Annotated in this window: 23 protein-coding genes; 2 read left to right on the top strand and 21 right to left on the bottom strand. The window is 40.0% G+C overall.

Annotated elements, in window-relative coordinates; all coding sequences use genetic code 11:
* Positions 1-123: 123 nt before the first annotated feature.
* The 20 genes from DBR40_RS21240 to DBR40_RS21335 form a co-directional block, all read right to left on the bottom strand.
* Positions 124-1,224 (bottom strand): hypothetical protein, encoded by a 1,101-nt coding sequence (locus DBR40_RS21240; RefSeq protein ID WP_124561742.1) that lies wholly within the window; start codon positions 1,222-1,224, stop codon positions 124-126.
* Between the two features lie 181 nt (positions 1,225-1,405).
* Positions 1,406-1,807: a hypothetical protein gene (locus tag DBR40_RS21245; RefSeq protein ID WP_124561743.1), complete on the bottom strand. Its 402-nt coding sequence runs from the start codon at positions 1,805-1,807 to the stop codon at positions 1,406-1,408.
* Positions 1,808-1,810: 3 nt separating this feature from the next.
* Positions 1,811-3,523, bottom strand: coding sequence for a hypothetical protein (locus DBR40_RS21250; protein ID WP_124561744.1), 1,713 nt, complete (start codon positions 3,521-3,523; stop codon positions 1,811-1,813).
* 2 nt (positions 3,524-3,525) lie between these two features.
* Positions 3,526-4,635, bottom strand: a complete 1,110-nt coding sequence (locus tag DBR40_RS21255) for a hypothetical protein (protein WP_124561745.1) — start codon at positions 4,633-4,635, stop codon at positions 3,526-3,528.
* A gap of 145 nt (positions 4,636-4,780) precedes the next feature.
* Positions 4,781-6,802, bottom strand: coding sequence for a hypothetical protein (locus DBR40_RS21260; protein WP_124561746.1), 2,022 nt, complete (start codon positions 6,800-6,802; stop codon positions 4,781-4,783).
* Positions 6,802-7,653: a tail fiber protein gene (locus DBR40_RS21265; RefSeq protein ID WP_124561747.1), complete on the bottom strand. Its 852-nt coding sequence runs from the start codon at positions 7,651-7,653 to the stop codon at positions 6,802-6,804. The genes DBR40_RS21260 and DBR40_RS21265 overlap by 1 nt, the downstream gene beginning before the upstream one ends.
* Positions 7,650-8,117 carry a hypothetical protein gene (locus DBR40_RS21270; protein ID WP_124561748.1) on the bottom strand — a complete coding sequence of 156 codons (468 nt, stop codon included), beginning with the start codon at positions 8,115-8,117 and terminating at the stop codon, positions 7,650-7,652. The genes DBR40_RS21265 and DBR40_RS21270 overlap by 4 nt, the downstream gene beginning before the upstream one ends.
* Complete coding sequence (locus DBR40_RS21275; RefSeq protein ID WP_124561749.1) at positions 8,107-8,949, bottom strand: nucleotidyltransferase; 843 nt, start codon at positions 8,947-8,949, stop codon at positions 8,107-8,109. The genes DBR40_RS21270 and DBR40_RS21275 overlap by 11 nt, the downstream gene beginning before the upstream one ends.
* A complete protein-coding gene (locus tag DBR40_RS21280) occupies positions 8,949-9,230 on the bottom strand; it encodes a hypothetical protein (protein ID WP_124561750.1) in 282 nt (93 codons plus the stop codon). The genes DBR40_RS21275 and DBR40_RS21280 overlap by 1 nt, the downstream gene beginning before the upstream one ends.
* The gene (locus tag DBR40_RS21285) at positions 9,227-9,526 is read right to left on the bottom strand and encodes a hypothetical protein (protein WP_199748404.1); all 300 of its coding nucleotides are present in this window, start codon (positions 9,524-9,526) and stop codon (positions 9,227-9,229) included. Before DBR40_RS21285 ends, DBR40_RS21280 begins: the two co-directional genes overlap by 4 nt.
* A complete protein-coding gene (locus DBR40_RS21290; protein ID WP_124561751.1) occupies positions 9,526-9,744 on the bottom strand; it encodes a hypothetical protein in 219 nt (72 codons plus the stop codon). The genes DBR40_RS21285 and DBR40_RS21290 overlap by 1 nt, the downstream gene beginning before the upstream one ends.
* Positions 9,745-10,236 (bottom strand): hypothetical protein, encoded by a 492-nt coding sequence (locus tag DBR40_RS21295; protein ID WP_124561752.1) that lies wholly within the window; start codon positions 10,234-10,236, stop codon positions 9,745-9,747.
* Positions 10,236-11,225, bottom strand: a complete 990-nt coding sequence (locus DBR40_RS21300; protein WP_124561753.1) for a late control protein — start codon at positions 11,223-11,225, stop codon at positions 10,236-10,238. Before DBR40_RS21300 ends, DBR40_RS21295 begins: the two co-directional genes overlap by 1 nt.
* Positions 11,200-11,820, bottom strand: a complete 621-nt coding sequence (locus DBR40_RS21305; RefSeq protein ID WP_124561754.1) for a DUF6046 domain-containing protein — start codon at positions 11,818-11,820, stop codon at positions 11,200-11,202. Before DBR40_RS21305 ends, DBR40_RS21300 begins: the two co-directional genes overlap by 26 nt.
* Positions 11,820-13,730 carry a hypothetical protein gene (locus tag DBR40_RS21310; RefSeq protein ID WP_124561755.1) on the bottom strand — a complete coding sequence of 637 codons (1,911 nt, stop codon included), beginning with the start codon at positions 13,728-13,730 and terminating at the stop codon, positions 11,820-11,822. The genes DBR40_RS21305 and DBR40_RS21310 overlap by 1 nt, the downstream gene beginning before the upstream one ends.
* A gap of 200 nt (positions 13,731-13,930) precedes the next feature.
* Positions 13,931-14,482, bottom strand: a complete 552-nt coding sequence (locus DBR40_RS21315; protein ID WP_124561756.1) for a hypothetical protein — start codon at positions 14,480-14,482, stop codon at positions 13,931-13,933.
* A gap of 6 nt (positions 14,483-14,488) precedes the next feature.
* Positions 14,489-14,902 (bottom strand): hypothetical protein, encoded by a 414-nt coding sequence (locus tag DBR40_RS21320; RefSeq protein WP_124561757.1) that lies wholly within the window; start codon positions 14,900-14,902, stop codon positions 14,489-14,491.
* A 1-nt stretch (position 14,903) separates the two neighbouring features.
* Entirely contained in the window at positions 14,904-16,079 is a 1,176-nt protein-coding gene (locus DBR40_RS21325) for a DUF2586 family protein (protein WP_124561758.1), read from the bottom strand.
* An 11-nt stretch (positions 16,080-16,090) separates the two neighbouring features.
* Positions 16,091-16,588 carry a hypothetical protein gene (locus tag DBR40_RS21330; RefSeq protein ID WP_124561759.1) on the bottom strand — a complete coding sequence of 166 codons (498 nt, stop codon included), beginning with the start codon at positions 16,586-16,588 and terminating at the stop codon, positions 16,091-16,093.
* On the bottom strand, positions 16,575-17,033 hold the full coding sequence (locus DBR40_RS21335; RefSeq protein WP_124561760.1) for a CHAP domain-containing protein: 459 nt from the start codon (positions 17,031-17,033) through the stop codon (positions 16,575-16,577). The genes DBR40_RS21330 and DBR40_RS21335 overlap by 14 nt, the downstream gene beginning before the upstream one ends.
* A 202-nt stretch (positions 17,034-17,235) precedes the next feature.
* Here DBR40_RS21335 and DBR40_RS21340 point away from each other — a divergent pair, with 202 nt between their 5' ends.
* Both DBR40_RS21340 and DBR40_RS21345 read left to right on the top strand, forming a co-directional pair.
* Positions 17,236-17,514 carry an oxidase gene (locus DBR40_RS21340; protein WP_124561761.1) on the top strand — a complete coding sequence of 93 codons (279 nt, stop codon included), beginning with the start codon at positions 17,236-17,238 and terminating at the stop codon, positions 17,512-17,514.
* A gap of 103 nt (positions 17,515-17,617) precedes the next feature.
* Positions 17,618-18,106, top strand: coding sequence for a hypothetical protein (locus DBR40_RS21345; RefSeq protein ID WP_124561762.1), 489 nt, complete (start codon positions 17,618-17,620; stop codon positions 18,104-18,106).
* A gap of 98 nt (positions 18,107-18,204) precedes the next feature.
* Here DBR40_RS21345 and DBR40_RS21350 read toward each other — a convergent pair whose 3' ends face one another.
* A complete protein-coding gene (locus DBR40_RS21350; protein WP_025143062.1) occupies positions 18,205-18,384 on the bottom strand; it encodes a hypothetical protein in 180 nt (59 codons plus the stop codon).
* Positions 18,385-18,517: the final 133 nt, after the last annotated feature.

Here is an 18,517-nt window from a genome sequence, read left to right on the forward strand (position 1 = left end):
CCCAATTGGCAAAATATGCATGGTTATCTCCTGGCGTTTCCCAATCTTCACTAAACGGAATATTAATCCCGTACCTATTTTTTACTCCCGGTCTTATTGACCAATTATATGTGGCGTAGCCCATTAGTTATCCCTCCCTAAAATAATTATGTTTCCAGATGCTTCATTAGCATCTTCAAAATCGAATTGAAAAAATACCCTATCCCCTGCATTGTAGCTCATTGGAAAAACAGGGGTTTCAAAATCACCCGCCCCCACTTTCATTTGTAGATCGATTATCCCTGCTGAGAAAAGTTGATCAATTTGGCCAGCCTTAATCATTAATATTGAATAACCAGTATGGGCCAAAATATTGAATTGAGTTTCATAGTGCTTTTTAACATCAGCAATTAGAATTCCTGATTTATATGGTGTCATCATTTCCGTATCACTAAGCCTATCTATAGCCTGCGCTGTTGTTGCCACCTTCGCAATACCAATTCTGACTTCAGTTGCCTGCTGCGTATTGACCTGGCTACTTCCCCAATTTGCTAGTATTTGGCCCGGCACATCAACCTTAGCCCTTAACTGATCACCAACTTCATATTCGTTGTCCTCAATAGTTCCTTCAACAGTAATCTCGAAACTATCTCCCCGCCTAACTTCACCCCCCAAGCCTGTACCTGATGTTGGATATTGTCCGGTACTTGCATCCCAATTACCTGCATACCTTAGCACATCGGTGGCAACCAAATCGGCATAATTCTTTGCGTTGATTTCCTTTTGATCGGCGTATTCCTTATTGGCAATCTGACCATTTTCTTCTGGTGTGGCGACGTTCATTCCCCTATTGCCATTAAAATCTATATCACCTAATATTTTGTTGTCCAGAGCCCTTACCATTTCAAGTGAACCTTGGGGGCTAGCAAAAAGTTCATCGACCTGGCCCTGCAGGTAAGCATCTCCGTTTGATCTTGCAGTGGACTCTGCCTCTAACTGTTCAATACTGACTTTATGGGCCAAACGCGCATCCATATTATGGGCATGATCATCAGTTAAATGGTTTTGAAATGCATCATCGTCAGCCTTTTCATCAAAACGGGAATCCAAATTTTCAACTGAACTTGAAGGAATAACCTGGTCTTTGTGCCAGAAGCTATCCCAGCTATCCCAAAACTGCTGCTGGGTAGGCTTTAAACCGGTTTTAAACCAGTTTTTAATCGTATTTAAAGTTTGTTTTGCCATTGTTTAATTATTTGAGAGAGATGCCAGTAATTTTCTAGTGGTTTGTTATTGACTGATGAGTAATATTACATCTCTTAAAAATGATGTAATCCTACTCTAAAAGCTGATAATCAAGACTTCTCCTTACAAGCTATTCTTCGGATAAGATTAAATGATTCCTGAATTAATGTTTAAGCAATTTTCAATCAGGATTAAATGAAAACCTTGTTTCATTAATAAAATAGGTACAGAAAGGGGAATCTTTAAAATTTATACCCATCCCTTGTAATTTAGTATCCTCGTTCACAACCTTTTCAGCCTCTGTTAACTTAAATTGTATTGCCATACCGCTTATGCCAGTAGCGTCTACAGGAATGAGAAGGTCATCAGGTGTTTGCTTAAAAAGTAGGGTTCCCGCCTTTATTTCTGATATTTCAGTTAAAAGGCCGACACCATTGCCCATAAAAACAAACTCCTTAACACCATTAATGCCTCTAAATAATTCGCCGACAAGGTATTCCCTATCGTTGTAAACAACATTTTTATCACCTATAACTTTATAAAGGATATTGGGTATAATTCGACCACTTTCAACACTATACATGAGTTAAGGTTTTAAGTTTTTAACCCGTATGGTATATTTTAACTGAATGAAGCGTGCATTGATAGGAAACTCAAATCCTACACCCCTTATATAATCAGGATCACCATTACCACGCAAAATCGCTCCCGTTCTAACATTACCAATATTATTGCTTGAAAATGCAATACCAGGCTGGTAATGTTGATATGCTTCATCTGTAAAGGCCTCAATCAAAGTTCCACCATCAGGAGATGTAAAACTATTTGTATCAATTGCTTTAAATGCCTTTCCTATATAATCGATACCGTTGTAATTTATTGTCCCCGTGATCGGATAATACCAATTGCCGGCAACCAAAGCATCACCAATGGATTTTATGGCTCCACCATTACCAAATCTAGCCATGATTGTATGTCTCTGGGGAGCTTCTAATATTTCCCTACATACGCCACCACCATCACTGGTAAAGGTAACTACAGCATCGGTTGTAAATCTTTCCCCAGGCTGAATAACTGCGCCATCTATCACAATAGCTGCGTCCTCAACCAGGTAAGGCGTTAAAGCTTCCAAATCAGTTCCAACACCTATCAAAACATTGCTTAAATCGGCTATACTGTCAATATATTGGCCATTTCTATCGGCATTAAATCCAAATATTGGCGCTTCTGCAAGCTCTCTTCCAGGTAAATTTGCTTTAACAACAGTTTCAATACTCGCATTAATCTCAGGATTGGTTAAAATAATACTATTGTCTTCAATTGTTAAATTTTGAGCGGTGCTAAAATCAAAATCACCATCAGTTTCAACCGCTCTTGCTTTGATTGGGCAAGCAATTGATCTAGCTCCAATGTAAGTACCGAAATACGACATATTTTTTGCGGGACTATCAAAGGCAAGACTAAAGTCACCAATTATTGGATTATTAAATTTTGGGTCCCCAATAATGCATTTGTCAAAATTTATAGCTTGATTTGGAAAGGCTAGTTGATGCGCTTCCTTTAGCTCTTCTATTGTTTCATAAACTAAATATTGGTCAGGGTTTTCTACATCGCCATTAAAGTTAAATTTACAATTGTGAAAGATACAAGTAGTCAAAGCACTCGCGATAGGTACATGAATATAACAACCACTAAATATCATGTCGATTGCACCCCCCAAAACACCTTCTCCAAACAATGAAATATGAACATTTACAAAAGTGGTATTATTGTTAACATTCAATACGCTTTGATGTATTTTATGTCGGTTGTATGGAACCATACTCAAACTATCATTTACCCATACAGTATTTTTTGATGGCCTACCATTATCACCAGGATTATCTAATGCGGCACAATTTTCAAAAACACAATCAGCGTACCCACCTCTGAAATAGTTAGAAAAAGTATTAATATTTCTAAACCTAATATTGTAAAAATTAGCTGTCCAAAAACTTGGAGACACGGCCCAATTGAGTAAATAACCATCAATAACGACATTACCGTCACCAATAATTCCACCATTAATAAAATATATATCCCTATATGTCCCACTGCCGAATATTGCTATATCATAGGTATCCTGTACAGGTGCAGCCGATCTGTATGGTTTCAATCTACTTCCATTACCTGTAGCATCATTTCCAAATAGAGCTATATAAACAAATCCATCAGGTCTGACATCATCAGGTGTATCGGGAATGTAAAAGTTATATTTGTTTGATACATTCGGCCTAAAAGCCCAATTATAAGTTGCCATAATTAATTGTATTTTCCACTAAGTATTACGTTGCATTGAGCAAACATTAAATCATCATAATTGAATGTAAAAAAAACCCTATCCCCTGTATTAAAAATGAATGGGTAAGTCTGATCTTCATTTGGGTAAGCACCTTCAACACCTATCTTTAATTTAAGTGTATTACAGCCACCTAGAAGGCTTGAATTGACCTGGCCAGAATATTCCATTAAAATAGCCTGTTCGGTTTCCCTTGTCATCGCTATTTGGAATTTAAACCATTTCTTTTCAGCTGAGATGGTTGCACCTGTTTTAGCAGGTGTCATCATTTCCGTATCACTAAGTCTATCTATAGCCTGTGCTGTTGTTGCCACCTTTGCAATACCAGTTCTGACTTCAGTTGCCTGCTGCATATTGACCTGGCTGCTTCCCCAATTTGCTAGTATTTGGCCCGGCACATCAACCTTAGCCCTTAACTGATCCCCAACTTCATATTCTTTGTCCTCAATAGTTCCTTCAACAGTGATCTCGAAACTATCTCCCCGCCTAACTTCGCCCCCCAAGCCTGTACCTGATGTTGGATATTGTCCGGTACTTGCATCCCAATTGCCGGCATACCTTAGCACATCGGTAGCAACCAAATCGGCATAATTCTTTGCGTTGATTTCCTTTTGATCGGCGTATTCCTTATTGGCAATCTGACCATTTTCTTCTGGTGTGGCAACGTTCATTCCCCTATTGCCATTAAAATCTATATCACCCAATATTTTGTTATCCAGAGCCCTTACCATTTCAAGTGAACCTTGGGGGCTAGCAAAAAGTTCATCGACCTGCCCCTGCAAGTATGCATATCCATTTGATCTTGCAGTCGACTCTGCCTCTAACTGTTCAACACTCACTTTATGGGCTAAACGCACATCCATATTGTGGGCATGATCATCAGTTAAATGGTTTTGAAATGCATCATCATCAGCCTTTTCATCAAAACGGGCATCCAAATTTTCAACTGAGCTTGAAGGAATAACCTGGTCTTTGTGCCAGAAGCTATCCCAGCTATCCCAAAACTGCTGCTGGGTAGGCTTTAAACCAGTTTTAAACCAGTTTTTAATCGTATTTAAAGTTTGTTTTGCCATTGTTTAATTATTTGAGGTGGTGCATCCATCTCACTATTGCTGTATTTCAATTTTATAACTTGTTCTTCTTTAGGAATTAATTATGCAAACAGCCCAAAAGCATATTTTTGAGTCAATGGTTATCTTCCGTTTTATGTTAACCAGGTTAACCTGCGCTTGAAATACTTAATGTTCCCTCATCAGTCACTATTATCCTGTAGCGTGTACCATTAGCTGACTTTAGAATTAACCCGCAGCCAATTTTAGAAATTTCAGTGTCTCCATTTATATCTAGGGTACTGGTTGGGTTTACAATGCCTATACCTATTTTCCCATTAGCTGTAGGCTGTATGGAAGGATTCCCTGAGGTATCCGAATAAGTTTCTTCGGCAAAAAGAATACCTCCGATGTTTATGGCATTGCTTGTAGCATTGGGCAGGGATATATTGGTACCAATGATGATATTGTTACTGCCAAGGCTATTATCGGTAAAAGTGCTGCCAGCCTTGTATCCAAATAAATTGGAGTAGGCTGCATCTGTAGCTTCATATCCTGAATTAAAACCCAAAAAATTAGCATGATATGCACCTGTTGCCTTAAAACCGGCAGACTGTCCTAAAAAGTTAGCATTGTTGGCATTTGTTGCTGAATTCCCTGCCCTATATCCAAAAAAGTTTGAATTATTGGCATTGTCTGCTTTATAACCCGTATAAAATCCCAGAAAATTGGCACTACTTGCACTAGGCGCTTCCATGCCAGCCGATTGTCCAAAGAAATTAGAATTAGATGCCGTCGTTGCATTATAACCCGCAGCTGGCCCCATGAAGTTAGAACCGCTTGAATTTATCGCACTTTTTCCCGCTGAGGGTCCCAAGAAGTTAGAATTACTGGCATATGTAGCACCATCTCCTGCGCTCGCACCTAAAAAATTAGCGTAAGAAGCTTCCGTTGCCTGATTTCCTGCACTTAAACCAAAGAAATTAGAATTACCTGCTTCCGTTGCCTGCATCCCCGCATTTTGTCCCAAAAAATTGGAATTAGAATCAGAAAAGATTGCAGTCCTTTTATCTGCAATTGAACTTCCAATCAACTTAACAGGAGGAGCCATCGTTGACCTAAGCCCATTGCGGGTTTCCCAAAGTACTCCACCCTCATCCCTTTCAATTGCACCATCCTGCGGTATTGTGGTTAAAGTTCCGCTTGGAATAATTAAAGGCGCTGTGGTATCCGTTCCTACTGCAAGGGTAAGATTATTTCCTAAGGTTAAAGCTTGTGTTTTTATCCAGGCCCACCAGTTAAACAGTTTGGAGCGGCTAACGATTTTACTGTCTTCAATTACGCCAACTGTGATCTGGGTTTCAGCATCTGTAGCAATAACCCCGGTCAATTTAGAATTAAGGGCTACTGCCTGTAAATTACTAACCGGCTTATCGATATCACTTGTATTGTCTACATTGCTTAGCCCCATATCTACCTTATCCAAGAGAACTGCACCAATTTTGCTGTTTACTGAAATTACAGGTACGCTTAGGGTAATATCGCCACTTCCCAGTAGCGAAATGCTATTAACTGTTTTAATATTCGTTCCACTAACAAGGGTTGCTTGTTTACCAACCAAACCATGAACTATTGGCGCATCTGCTGTTCCGCTTAAATCGCCCGCCAGTTTTATTTTCCCTTTAACTATCTCATCTGCATCAGCTACTGTAGCGTCGCTCCCTGCCTCACCTTTAGGTCCCTGGATACCGGGGTCTCCTTTAGGCCCCGGTGTTAGCGCAATGCCATTAACAATGATATCCAGTTCATTTTTGGTATATACGTTTTCGACATCTGCTTTTTGGGTTTCCAAATCTCCAACCCTTTGGGTAAGCGCAGAAACATCTTCGTCAGATAAATTTGCAAGTTTTGTTTTTTCTTCATCTGTAAAATCGTTGGACGATAAACCTTTTCCAGTTTCCTTATCGACTTTATTTTCAAGACCGTGTGCATTAGAATCCGTTAAATGCGCTGCTAAAAATTCAACATCAGCTTTTTCATCAAAACGGGCATCCAAATTCTCAATGGAACTTGAGGGAATAACCTGGTCTTTATGCCAGAAGCTATCCCAGGTGTCCCAAAATTGCTGTTGCGTAGGCTTTAAACCGGTTTTAAACCAGTTTTTTATTGCATTTAAAGTTTGTTTTGCCATTATAGTTTCATGATATAAGCAAATGCCAAATAAGGGGGCATGTTATTATGGGGTACATCGTTACCTAAAAAGTTGGAACCAATCTCCCTCCATTCATTTCGATCTCCTTCACCTGGATAAGATAAAGTACTGGTATAGTTAGAACTATCAACTATATTTAGCTGAAACCTTGTTGTAAAGTTATGCCTTGGCATTTCTTGGATAGTCAGTGCATGCTTCTCCTCTCCACCAACCTGTCCAACATAATAATTACTGCCTGCCCCTAAAACAAATCGATCTCTCAAATCGGGCGTACCATTTTGACCATCGCACAAGGCCCAACCTACAGGGATAACATTAATTGCCCCACTCCAAATCACAATAGCACCTGAAGGTAGTTGTGAATTTATTTTGTCGTTTAATGTTTTTACTGCTTTTGAGGTTGCCAGGGTATCCGCACCATCCAAATCAATTGCAGAACTTATCTGCGTTGGAAGATCCTTAAATGCTGCAAGGTTCTTTAAGCGAGACAGGCCTGTCCAGGGTATCGCATTTGTTCCTGTGCCAAAAGAAGCATAGCGGGTAAAAAACACCTCTTTAACCTGGCCATTTTCAAAGGGTCGTGTTTGTTTATCTTCCCGAACCACAATGTTGGTTTGGAGCAAACCACCTTTAAAGGGTAACACTTCATTATTAATAACCAGGTAACCATCGCCAACCGTGTTTCCGTTGGTTACACAACCAGAAAGGATATAATTGTCGCCCCCCAGGGCTGCAATGGCCTGCAGCGCTGTGTAAGCAGTTTGCATAAAATCGAGTGTATCGGTTTCAAGTGGAAAACCTCCTGCCTGCTGTAAATTTATTTGATTCATTCTTTTTCAATATTATAGCGTTTGCCCGCCAGTTTATAAAAATCTATCATTGCTTCTAACTGGTATTTATTATTTACCAGATCGAAATCTTGTGGGATGACTACCCTAAAATCGGCACCCGTATCGGCGTAATCCCCTACTTTCAGCAAATAATTTATGCCCAGGTATTTATGTTTTTGTTCAGTGCCGGTATAAATGTATTTACGCTGATATTTGTTGCCGTTTGCAATTTTAATTCGCCTCTGGCCAGCATCGAAAGCATCATTTAAGGTGGCGCGTAAATAACATACCTGACCGTTACGCGCCAGGCGGTATAAATTATCGAGCCTTTTATTATACCATTGCTGATGCAGGGTCGCAATTGGTGTTGCCAGGGCCTGCAACCATGCAACAAATACCGGTTTCCTTAAAAAGGTGGGGGTAAGCAGGATGACTAGTTTATTTATATCTACCTTATACCACATAGCTTATATTGTTAAAATTGACAACTTCAAAATATCCTGATACAGGTATTTTTTTAACTTCAATTGCTACGGGAGCTGCATAGGTTGTTGAATTTATATCTTCATTGATCCAGCTGCTTTCAGCGTTATTTATCTGCGGTATTAAAACCCCTTCCACTTCCTGAAGCCTATCTACCAAATGGGCCAATACCAACTCGCCATTGAAAGGCAATTCTTTTAAATACTGCTTTATGGCCTCTTCCACAGGCTTACCACCACTTATAATGCTATTTCCCTGTGCATCCAACACCAAGGGGTTGTAATAAACCGTCATGTTTAAGTATAGTTTATCCGGTAGATAGTTGATGGTGTGGATGGTTACACCTGCATCTTTAATTTCGGCGATATAAGCTTCAAAGCTTGCCTTTTGCTCATCGCTGATCGGACTTAACACCCCACCGTTTTCGGTAGCGATTTTTACGATTACAAGCCCTTCTTTAGACTCTGTTACTGCAGAGTACTTGACTATTTTACTTTGATCTAGTTGCCCTTCGCTAATGTTACTATTATCGTAAACATCTGAATCTGCTACCAAAGGATACCCATATTGAAAAGCCAATGCTTTTTGGCGATACCAACGCGCGGTATGCGGTTTCAATAATGCGATTTTATCATCTGTTTCTGCTTTATGGATATCAAACAGTTTTTCCAGTGCGTAAATGGAAAAAGCGATAACAAAGGTTATCAGTCTCCATACTGCGGTTTTACTGGTACTGGTTAATTCGGCTAAATCAGAATTACTTTCTTTAGCATTAATGATTTCATTTTGAATTTGTTCTATGCTTCTTGCCATTATCTTACAATAAAAGTGCTTAAAATCCTCATCTCCCCAATTCCGTAATCGGTATCGATAAGTGTTGCTGTTGCAGGTGTATAATTGTTGCTGGTGTAATAGTTTAAAATATCGGTGTCGGCGAGCAGATTTCCACTTACCGGATAACTGTTACCAACCATCAGATCATCTGTGATTGCTATGGCCGCATCGAAACTGAAATCCAGTGCTGCAACGATGCTACCGGTATGGTGCAGTACAAAATCCAGAACCGATTGATTATGTAGGGCTTTTTTAATCATGATGTTGTATTATTTAACTTCTTGTGCTTTTTAAGTTCATCGGTTAAGGCTTCTACTTTTTCTTCAAGTTCCTTAACCATTTCCTTTGTTTTATTTAACTCTACTATCGCTTCCTTAAGACGAAGCCCCAAATCGTCAACCATTTCCCTGTAGTACTTTAAAACCTTGTCTGCATTATCGATCTCATTCGCCTGAAGTTCAGCTTTTTGCTTATTTCGTTGAAAGAACCAACCGCCGAAAGCTGCAATAACTGCCGTAATTAATTCCCCAACATGTTGTTTAATAAATTCTTCCATTAGCTTAGCGTTGCATTAAAGGTTCCCGATACCGCTCCGTTTGGTGCGAGCAGACCACTGTTGTAGGTGATAGCCAGTTGTTTGATTTCCTCGATAATGCACTGGGCAAGTTTATCGGCTATTCTATCTAAACTGGCGCTGTAATCTTCCTGTTCGGTTTGCTCCGCTTCAAAGGCGGCTATGATTTTAGATTTTAATCTGTTTTTATTTAAAGCCATTTAATTCTCTTTTAAAAATTGTTCGAACCGGTTTTCGATAGCAGATAACTGGGGGGTATTAACCAGCGCAATGGTTGGGCCTGCATTGGTTGTGAACTTCATCGCTTTAATTTCTTTGATCAGATCAATCATCAAAGCCTTAAGTGTTTCATTATTTTTCTGCAGCAGAAAGCCATCTTTGTTGATTTCAAAAATCACCTCACCGATATGTAACACCATTTCCTCAGGCTCGCTTATAGCCGATACGAATTGCATACTGTAATCAGCATCTATAGGTGTTACAAGTACGGTACTACCCACCTTCGGAAAGAGATAATATTTCTGCAGTTTCTCATCAATAATGGCCGACAACCTTACATCTGTATGCAATATCTGCCCATCATCACAGGTGCAGGTGCCTTCTTGTTTATCTACTGTCTTTACCGTCATAATGGTGGTATCGGTATCTTGTTTACCCAGCAGTTTTATTTTTTTTGCGATCTCTTCGGTCATTACTTTTTGTTGGTGGTTAATTTATTGCCAATGCTAACTGTCCGCCTTGCGCCCCCGGTACCGTAAGTGGTTACTACCTTTTTTATGAAATAGCTGCCCTCCCGGTTGGGATGTTTTTTATCGATAATTTCCACAGCCATTGCCGGGCTTGCAACAGGCAATAAAAAACTGGTAATGTCTCCACTATAGCCCCCGTATTTTGCGATTTTCAGGTATTCTTCTGCCAGTTTATCAATCGAGCTTTGATCGGTAATCACCTTGCTAGTAAACTTAAACTCTTCGCCATCCTTATCTCCCAGGGTAGCAGTGATCTTTTTGTTGTCCCTGGTACATCCCTCGCATATGATCTTTACCCGTCTATCCTCTCCAGTTTTAAACTCGAGCTTATTTTCAATGATGTTGTAATTAAGATCATAGCTGGCTTTTTGGTTAATGTTGTTTAATTCCTGTAAACCACAGTATAACTCCCCAGCATCGTTCAGGTAAATTTTATAGATTTCCTTAAATTCATCTTTAATCTGTTTAAGGGCCTGAGCAGCATTTTTATCTTTGATGAGGTATTTTTGCAATGCCATTTCAGGAATGTTTGCGGCCAGTTTTAGATCTGTACCGCTCACAATACTTTCCAATACCTGTTTCAAAGTTGTATTGCTCTTACTAAAAGCGGCATCTTTGCGTTTCAACAACCAGGTGGCATCTTCGCAGTGAATTTCCATTGGAGTAGTACATTTAATCCGGTCTACATATCCGGTAAATTCTACCTTTTCCAATTTATCCTTATACCCCAAAACAATTTTAACCCGATCACCTTTTTTGATCGCTTCCTCGGTATATACCAGTTTCCCATTCCCCTCTTTAATCAAAAATTTTGTTGGCATTTTAATTACTGCGGTATCGGTAATCTCATCCACCGAACGCGTAATTTCTACGTTGTTTATAGTACTGAACTTATAAACCCCTATTTCAAAGTACCCCTGTAAGACGAACATTATTTAGTGCTTTGGTTACTGATTCATTAATAAATTTGGTCCTTTCGGATAATTCGGCGAAAAAAGGTATATCGCTCACCGCATTGATGCTGTATTTCTGTACACCTTCCTGTCCCACCATTTCATCGAGCTTAAAACTTTTAAGCACAATTTTTTTGATGTCAAACAATTCAAAAAACAAGTTTTCATGTACCTCAAGAGCCTCGTTAACCAGAAAGAGATCTTTTACTGCTTTGACATCTTCTGTTGGATACGCGCCATTTTCGCCAATACAAACGCCCTTTATTTCTATGTCAAAATCCTCAGTGCAGATATACTCTTTTACTGTTCCCGTTCTCCCCTCACCTACTGTTGCTGTTTCTACAATCGTTTTTTGCAATGAGATAGAAACCAGTGGCTCGTTAGGCAGGGTTATAATTTCGCCACTTTGCTTTTTTAAGCTCAGCTGCATAAAATATGGTGAGCCTGATATGTTTCCAATGTTATTCATATCAGGAAGATTGAACATACTCAGCTTTTTATCAAAGCCAGGGTATGGCGAGGCGATATAGCTCAAATGAGCCAGCGCAGTTAATTCTTTAATATTTAGTGTCATTACGCAGTTTGCATTAGTGTGATTGAGCCTAAAAGCCGGTTTAGTTCTTCCTCGAGCATTTGCCGCATTTTCGTGGCCCCTTCGCCTGAGTTAATGGTATTGATTACAATTTGATCCTGCATTTTGGCTAGGTTGATGGTAATATGTGAGGTCTGTGTCCCGCCTCCGGTAATACCACCAGCAACATTTGTTGGTTTACTGCCGCTTTTGTCTTTTGTACCTTTATTATCCCTGGCAAATTTATCGTATGAACTGGTATCCTGTCCGGCACCTGAAAGCCCGGAAGCTACCTTGCTCACATCTTTAGAGAAGCGATCTACATCAAAAGAAATCCCTAACTGATTTGCTGCACCAGCAAGCTTCTGTCCCCTTTGGGCAGTACCCCGGTAATATGCGTCCGTTTCTGTTTGATGCTCCTTTCGGAGTCTTTCGATCTCTGCCCCTGCTTCTGTTCTAACCCCCTGAAAAGCACGGTCCATCGCTCCACTCACATTGCCATCTAAGGCCATCCCAATAGCCTCGCCAAGGTTAGAAAAGGTGCCGACAATTTGCTCAACCACATCCTTGGCCTGCAGGTATATTAGGGTAAAACCGTAGACCATACTATCAATCCCAAAGTTAAAATCAGCACCAATTTGATCCCAGACCACCCTAAACATAGTCCCTAAGGCATTCCATGATTTTCCCCAACCATCAGTATATTTTACAACTAAACCGATGATAGTAATTAAAGCAATTATACCCAGTACCACCCAACTTATCGGGTTCATGGCCATTACCAGGTTAAATGCTGCCACTGATGCTACTATCGCAAAAATTGAAGGCGCTAGTGGTGCTAACCAATCAATTAGAGTTGCTACCCCAGATGATAAAAGGTCAACAACGAAGAGGGCACCACTTAAGATATCTTTAAAAACTGAAAGACTATCCCCTCCTTCATCTAAACCAAACATTGCCCTCAAAAAATTCCAGACAGAATTTATAACCGGTTGAATATTACTCTGCAAAATCTCGAAAAACCGGGAAATTACCGGAATATATTCAGCCAGAAACTTAAAACTAGTAATATCCTCAACTGAGTGACCAACCTTTTCCATGGAGCCGGCAATACCATTCATATTTCCGTATTCAGCTAGCGCGGTTTTCATGGCCTGACCATTGTTTTCCACTGTTTTTGTTAGGCCGTTGAATGACAGCTTAACTTTATCCCCGGATGCGGTAGCCTCCACACCTAGCTGTTTGAGAGCTTGAAAATCACCACCTTGCGCTGACAAGAGTGCTGATCCAATATCTTCGAACTTTTTACCTTTAGATGCCGCAAGATCCCCTAATGAGGTTAGCTCTGCTGAAGTTGGATTAATTCCATTTTTAGCAAGGTTGTCAAAGGACTCTACTACATCAGCTAGCTGAGAAGGGGATTTAACTGCAAATTGCGAGATCGCATTCATGGCGCTATCTCCAATATCGCGGGAATTAAATGTTTCGCCTAATGTTTCTTTAAAGCCGTTGTATTCTTCGGTTAACTCTTTAATCTTTTTCCCGAAGTCAATCAACTGTGAAACACCAAGGCCAGCTGGATTAATCAAGGGCTTACTGGCATTTGTGGTAATAAAATCTTTGACTTTGGTGGCTCCGGCCTTGACTGAATTTACTGTACTGTCATAAATTGCTTTCGCCCTGCTGGCGGTATTATTAATATTATTTATTCCCCTGGTAATCCCTGAGGCTATATTATTGATGACATTAGTATATATTGTTCCAATTCTGGTTGCCACAGTCCGCACAAAAGCCAAAGACTCATTGCTAAGCTGTTTAAACCTGTTCATTACCAAACCAATACTTTCAGCTATTTTGGCTAAAACAGGGGTTGCCTGGTCTCTTAAACTAATTATATATTCAACTGGATTCATTTATTATTTGGGCTTTGAAGCCTCGGCTTCTTGTTGTCTGATGTAGTGTAAGTTTTGCAATTCTTCAGCCCATTCCTCATCAGAAAGAGAGGAAGGGCTTTGAATGTGCATGTAGTATTTCAAAAAAGCATCTCCTAGCCTTACACTAATTTCAGCTAATGAATAAGCTGAGGTGTCGTCGGGATCGACGACAGCCTCAATTAGAGCTTTTTTAGCTGAGCAGCTTTTTGATTTTGTAAATTTTCGATTGCCTGATAAAGCGGAAACCTTAAGCTTGCATTGTTTTTATCTGCAAAGGCCTCATCCTTTTCGGTACAAATCAAATCAAACAGGGCTTCTTGTGTTACAAAAGGCTTATTTGATGGATTTCTCTTGTCGGCCAGTTTTAAATCTTCCCTGGTAATTACCCTTACAATACAACTAAATTCGTCGATTGTAATTTTAGAACCTCTGCTCTCCGTTGGGCTAACAATGGCTTCTGAATAATTAAACAGAGAGGCGATTTCCTTACGTGCTGATAAAAAATAATCATCTTTTGTTCTGATCTCTTCATCCCCACCTAACCAACAAGTGGCTAGCATTTCTTCAGCGAAACCTACGTCGCCGCTTTTCTGCATAATCGTAAATGCCCTTTTCCAATCTACCATTTGGGGTGCTCTCAAATAACATACCTTATCATCGATAGGCATTTGGTACACATCGGTATGCTGTTTTTTCCAGTCGGCAATCTGTTGGGTTGTAACTTTACTCATGATTGGTTATTGCTGAGTTTTAATTTTTGTGAATACGATTGGCATTTCTACCACCATGTTTTTATCGCCCTGTTTCATGGCTTTCTTTACTTCCGTAAATTCTACGTTTTTAAGAATATCAACCACTACAACACCGCCATCTTCAGGCACGTAAGTGATCACCACGTCAAATTTTAGTGATAACACATCACGGTTTGGTGCAGATTGTACCATACTTTCCAGTTCGCTCTGCCAAATACCTATCTTGCCTTCGTAAGTGTTTTTACCACTTAAAATAGCATGTGGATCGGAACCACGACCGTAAAGGGCTTCTTTTTCTTTTTTCACGGTGTATTCCACTTCTGTTACACCATTAATGATTTTTCCGCCAATGGCGATGCTTACATCGCTCCACGAATACTGTTTACTTCCAAATGTCATATTAGTTATTAATTGTTGTGGTAAAACCAATGTTTACGGTAATTTGCTTAGCATAACCCACTGGCTGTAATTTAATTGCAACCTGCATAATGCCGGTGCTTAAGATGTTTTGATTTTCGTCGATATAGACCTCAACGTTAGATAAGTTGCCTGCCGCAACCATTGTAGTTAAGGCATTTTCAACCTGACTTTGCCAGCTTTTTACAACCGCCGGATGGATAGTACCTGAGGCAGCAACTTCAACTTCATCCAATAAATTGTTAACTAAAGAAGCATAGGCTAAAATGATGGCCTTATCTAACACTAAGCCACGTGCAAGACTGTTAAAATCGTCTGTTTCGCTTGTTAATGTTAAGTCGTCGCTGAAATAGTAACCGCTCTTACTTACAAATGATCTTAAAAAGATGTAGCCCTTGTTATAAATGGCGTCCCAGGCGTCTTGCTGGCTCTCTACCTTTTCGCCATTTGTAAAGTAAGCGGTTAGACTCTCGACAGCTCCATCGGCAACACGTCCCAAATTTCTTTGTACAGGAGTTTTTGCCAAACGGCCTAATGCTAAACCAACTGAAGCCACTTTAGTAGCATCGGTATTGGCCAAAAGGCACGCAACCTTATTGAATGAAGCGGTAGTGTAGTCTTTTAGGTCGGCAATGGTTCCGCTATAGTTATTGCCCGAAATAATTACGCGAACTGGCATATACTTTTCGGCATAATATGTGGCCAAAGCCTGCGCTTTAACTACTGCAGTATGCACATCACCATCTAAACCATCTACTGCCACTTCAGTGCCGGCCGATTTTTTTAAGGCACCCAAAACACGGATAGCGCCTGCGGCATCTGCCAGTAATTTCTTAGCGTAAGTTTTGGTAACATCAAGCATTTCGGTGTAAGCTATATCCGCAGCCACCAACATTAACCAAAGTTCTGCCCCTTGGCCAGCTTCGGTATAAAACTGTTCTAACTGTTTGTAGATAAAGTCGTTTGCTCCACCTGCCACGATTCCGATGTTTTCTGCGTCGCTTAGGCTAAATAATTGATACGAAGTATCAAGTGTCAAACCCGGGGTGCCTGTTACTGCCTCACCGGTTGCAATAAGTCCGATAACTTTATCGCTTGTTGCTGGCTGTTGTAATAAACCGCCGTTTTGGATGTTAAATTTTACTGAAGGTAAATTCATTTTAACGATATTTAATTTATTTTTAATTTTTGTTTAATTAAGCGGTAGATCAGGTATACCATACTAAGCACAAGTGCTGCCCGCCCGAGATAAATCTGTAGGTTCTGCCATAAGGTTAAAGGCCTTATTACCTCAATCGGCGGGCGTATAATGGTTTCCGTCCTAAGTTCTTCTATGTACTGCTGTTGCCAGGTTCTAAATAGTTTTTGTGCTGTGGCATAACAATCCACCTTCAACTCATTTCCTTCCATTTTCACCGTTGGAACATTGAGGTAATTTCCAGCCTTCTTAGTTTCACTATCCACCCTTAGAACCGGCTTGCCACTAATGCAATCAATCCATGCCTGATAAAAACTACTATCTGGATCTGTTTGGATAATGGTATCGCGTTGTACCTGGGTAATGGTTTTGATTCTTAATACCTCGTTTGTGGCAACCTGCCTGGAACGGCAGGCTACCTGCAAACAAAGTACAATCAACCCGAAAAAAACTATCCTAAATGGCCTCATTTAATCTTATAAATGCTTTAATGGTTTTTATATTTCTGGTACGTCTTGCGACTTGATATCCTTCCCTGGATCCATCACCATTTGTATTTCCTTCAATGGTCTGGAGTAATTCGTTTTCCAACACTTTCTCAACAAAGCCCGTGTGTCCGGTACCATTGGGGTTGATCATAATAAATATATCTCCGGCCTTTGGTGTATGTACCGCTAGCTTTTTGCAGGCGATGTACTGATCGTTAACGCCACCAGTACGTTTTAGCTGTATTTTAGAACCTTTAGCATTACAATCCTGAAGCACACACCAGTATACAAATGCCATGCACCAGGCGTAGCCCTTACCAAGTCCTACAGCTTTTAAGTATTCCTCTACCTGCTTACCGCCATTGCTTCCTTTGGGGTACTCTTCCACTCCGATTTGTTTTTGAGCAACATTAATCCAATTCGTCATTTTTTCTCTTTGATTATACCCGGAGTTTATGTGTTTATTTCCCCGTTGTTAAGACAAAATTGCTACGATTTTGGGCGCAAAAAAAATTGGGTATCAGGCATTGTAAACGATTTAACAAGCGCTGTAAAGTACCTCTACAATGCCTGAACACGGTTTTTTTCCTGAATTAAATTTCTTGGAGATTTGTTGATATAAATAAATTATGCAAGACTTAATATTTAACACAGACCTAGAATTGGAACAGGGGGATTTCCTTGTTGGCTTCTCAGATGAGTTGCACCAAAAACACATTTTACTTGCCGAAAAAGGTGAGTACAAGCAATACCCTGAACTTGGGGTAGGCATTTTAAACCTCTTAAACGGAGAGAATGCAACAGCCCTGCTGATAGAGGCTAAACAGAATTTTGAATACGACAGGATGAAGGTAAAAGAGCTTAAGTTTACTGACCAGAACAGTTTACATATAGAAGCCAGTTACTAGGCATGCCGGTCATAAAAACAAACATGCAAGAGGATGCCATCGCTAGGGGAAAAAGGAGCCCCTACATGGCTTTGCGTTTAACAATTAAAAAAAGATTAAGACAATGACACCACGCAAAGAATTATTTTTGGCTGTAAAAGATAAACTTACAGCCATAACGGGTATTGAATATGTTGATTTGCATCGCAAACAGTTTGGCCCGGGCAACGAAAATTACACGCAATACTATACAGGTTGCCTGATTAAAATTTTACCCATACAATGGTCTACCATGGTTGAACAGCGGCAGGAAGCCGCAGCTACAATAGAAATAAAGCTATACACCAGGGATGGGTTTGCGGACCATATTTCCGGTACGACGGGAAATAGTGATGGGTTGGCAGAAATAGATTTGATTGATCGCATTGCAGCACAACTACAATTTTTAAAGGGCGATACTTTTAAAGCGCTGCAACAACTGGCAGAAGAAAATGTTGTTGAGGATGAGGAAGCTGGCGTTATGGGTATTTCGATTGATAAGCTTACTTTTTCGACCGTATTTTATCAGGTAACAGCCTCGAAATACACACCGCAAAAAATCACAATAGAATAAATTTGCAGCATTAAAAATAAGTTTTAAGCAAGCTTAGAGGCGTTAGTAGTACTGATGACACATCCCTTAACATCGTTTAAAACTTATTTAAGCAAGGCTTAAAGGGCGTAATTACCTTCGCCCTTTAAGATTGCCCTAACTGTACGCGGACTGATGTAAAACCGTTGTGCAGTTTTCTCTTCCAGAGCGTCTAATCGCCACTCGGGATACTTTCTGCACAAATCGTCAAAATAAGTTTTGACGTCCTGGTTACGTAGTTTAAATTGCTGTTTTGCCATGGTGTATTTAATTAAATGTAATTTATTTTAGTCGTTCTATAGGATGCTTACCAGGTGTAAGCTTTTTTTTTGAGGCATAGCCTGATTTTATTAAGATTGATTTTTTACTTTTTTATCGGGTAATTAGCCGATA

The sequence above is a fragment of the Pedobacter sp. KBW01 genome (assembly GCF_003852395.1).
Classification (GTDB): Bacteria; Bacteroidota; Bacteroidia; order Sphingobacteriales; family Sphingobacteriaceae; genus Pedobacter.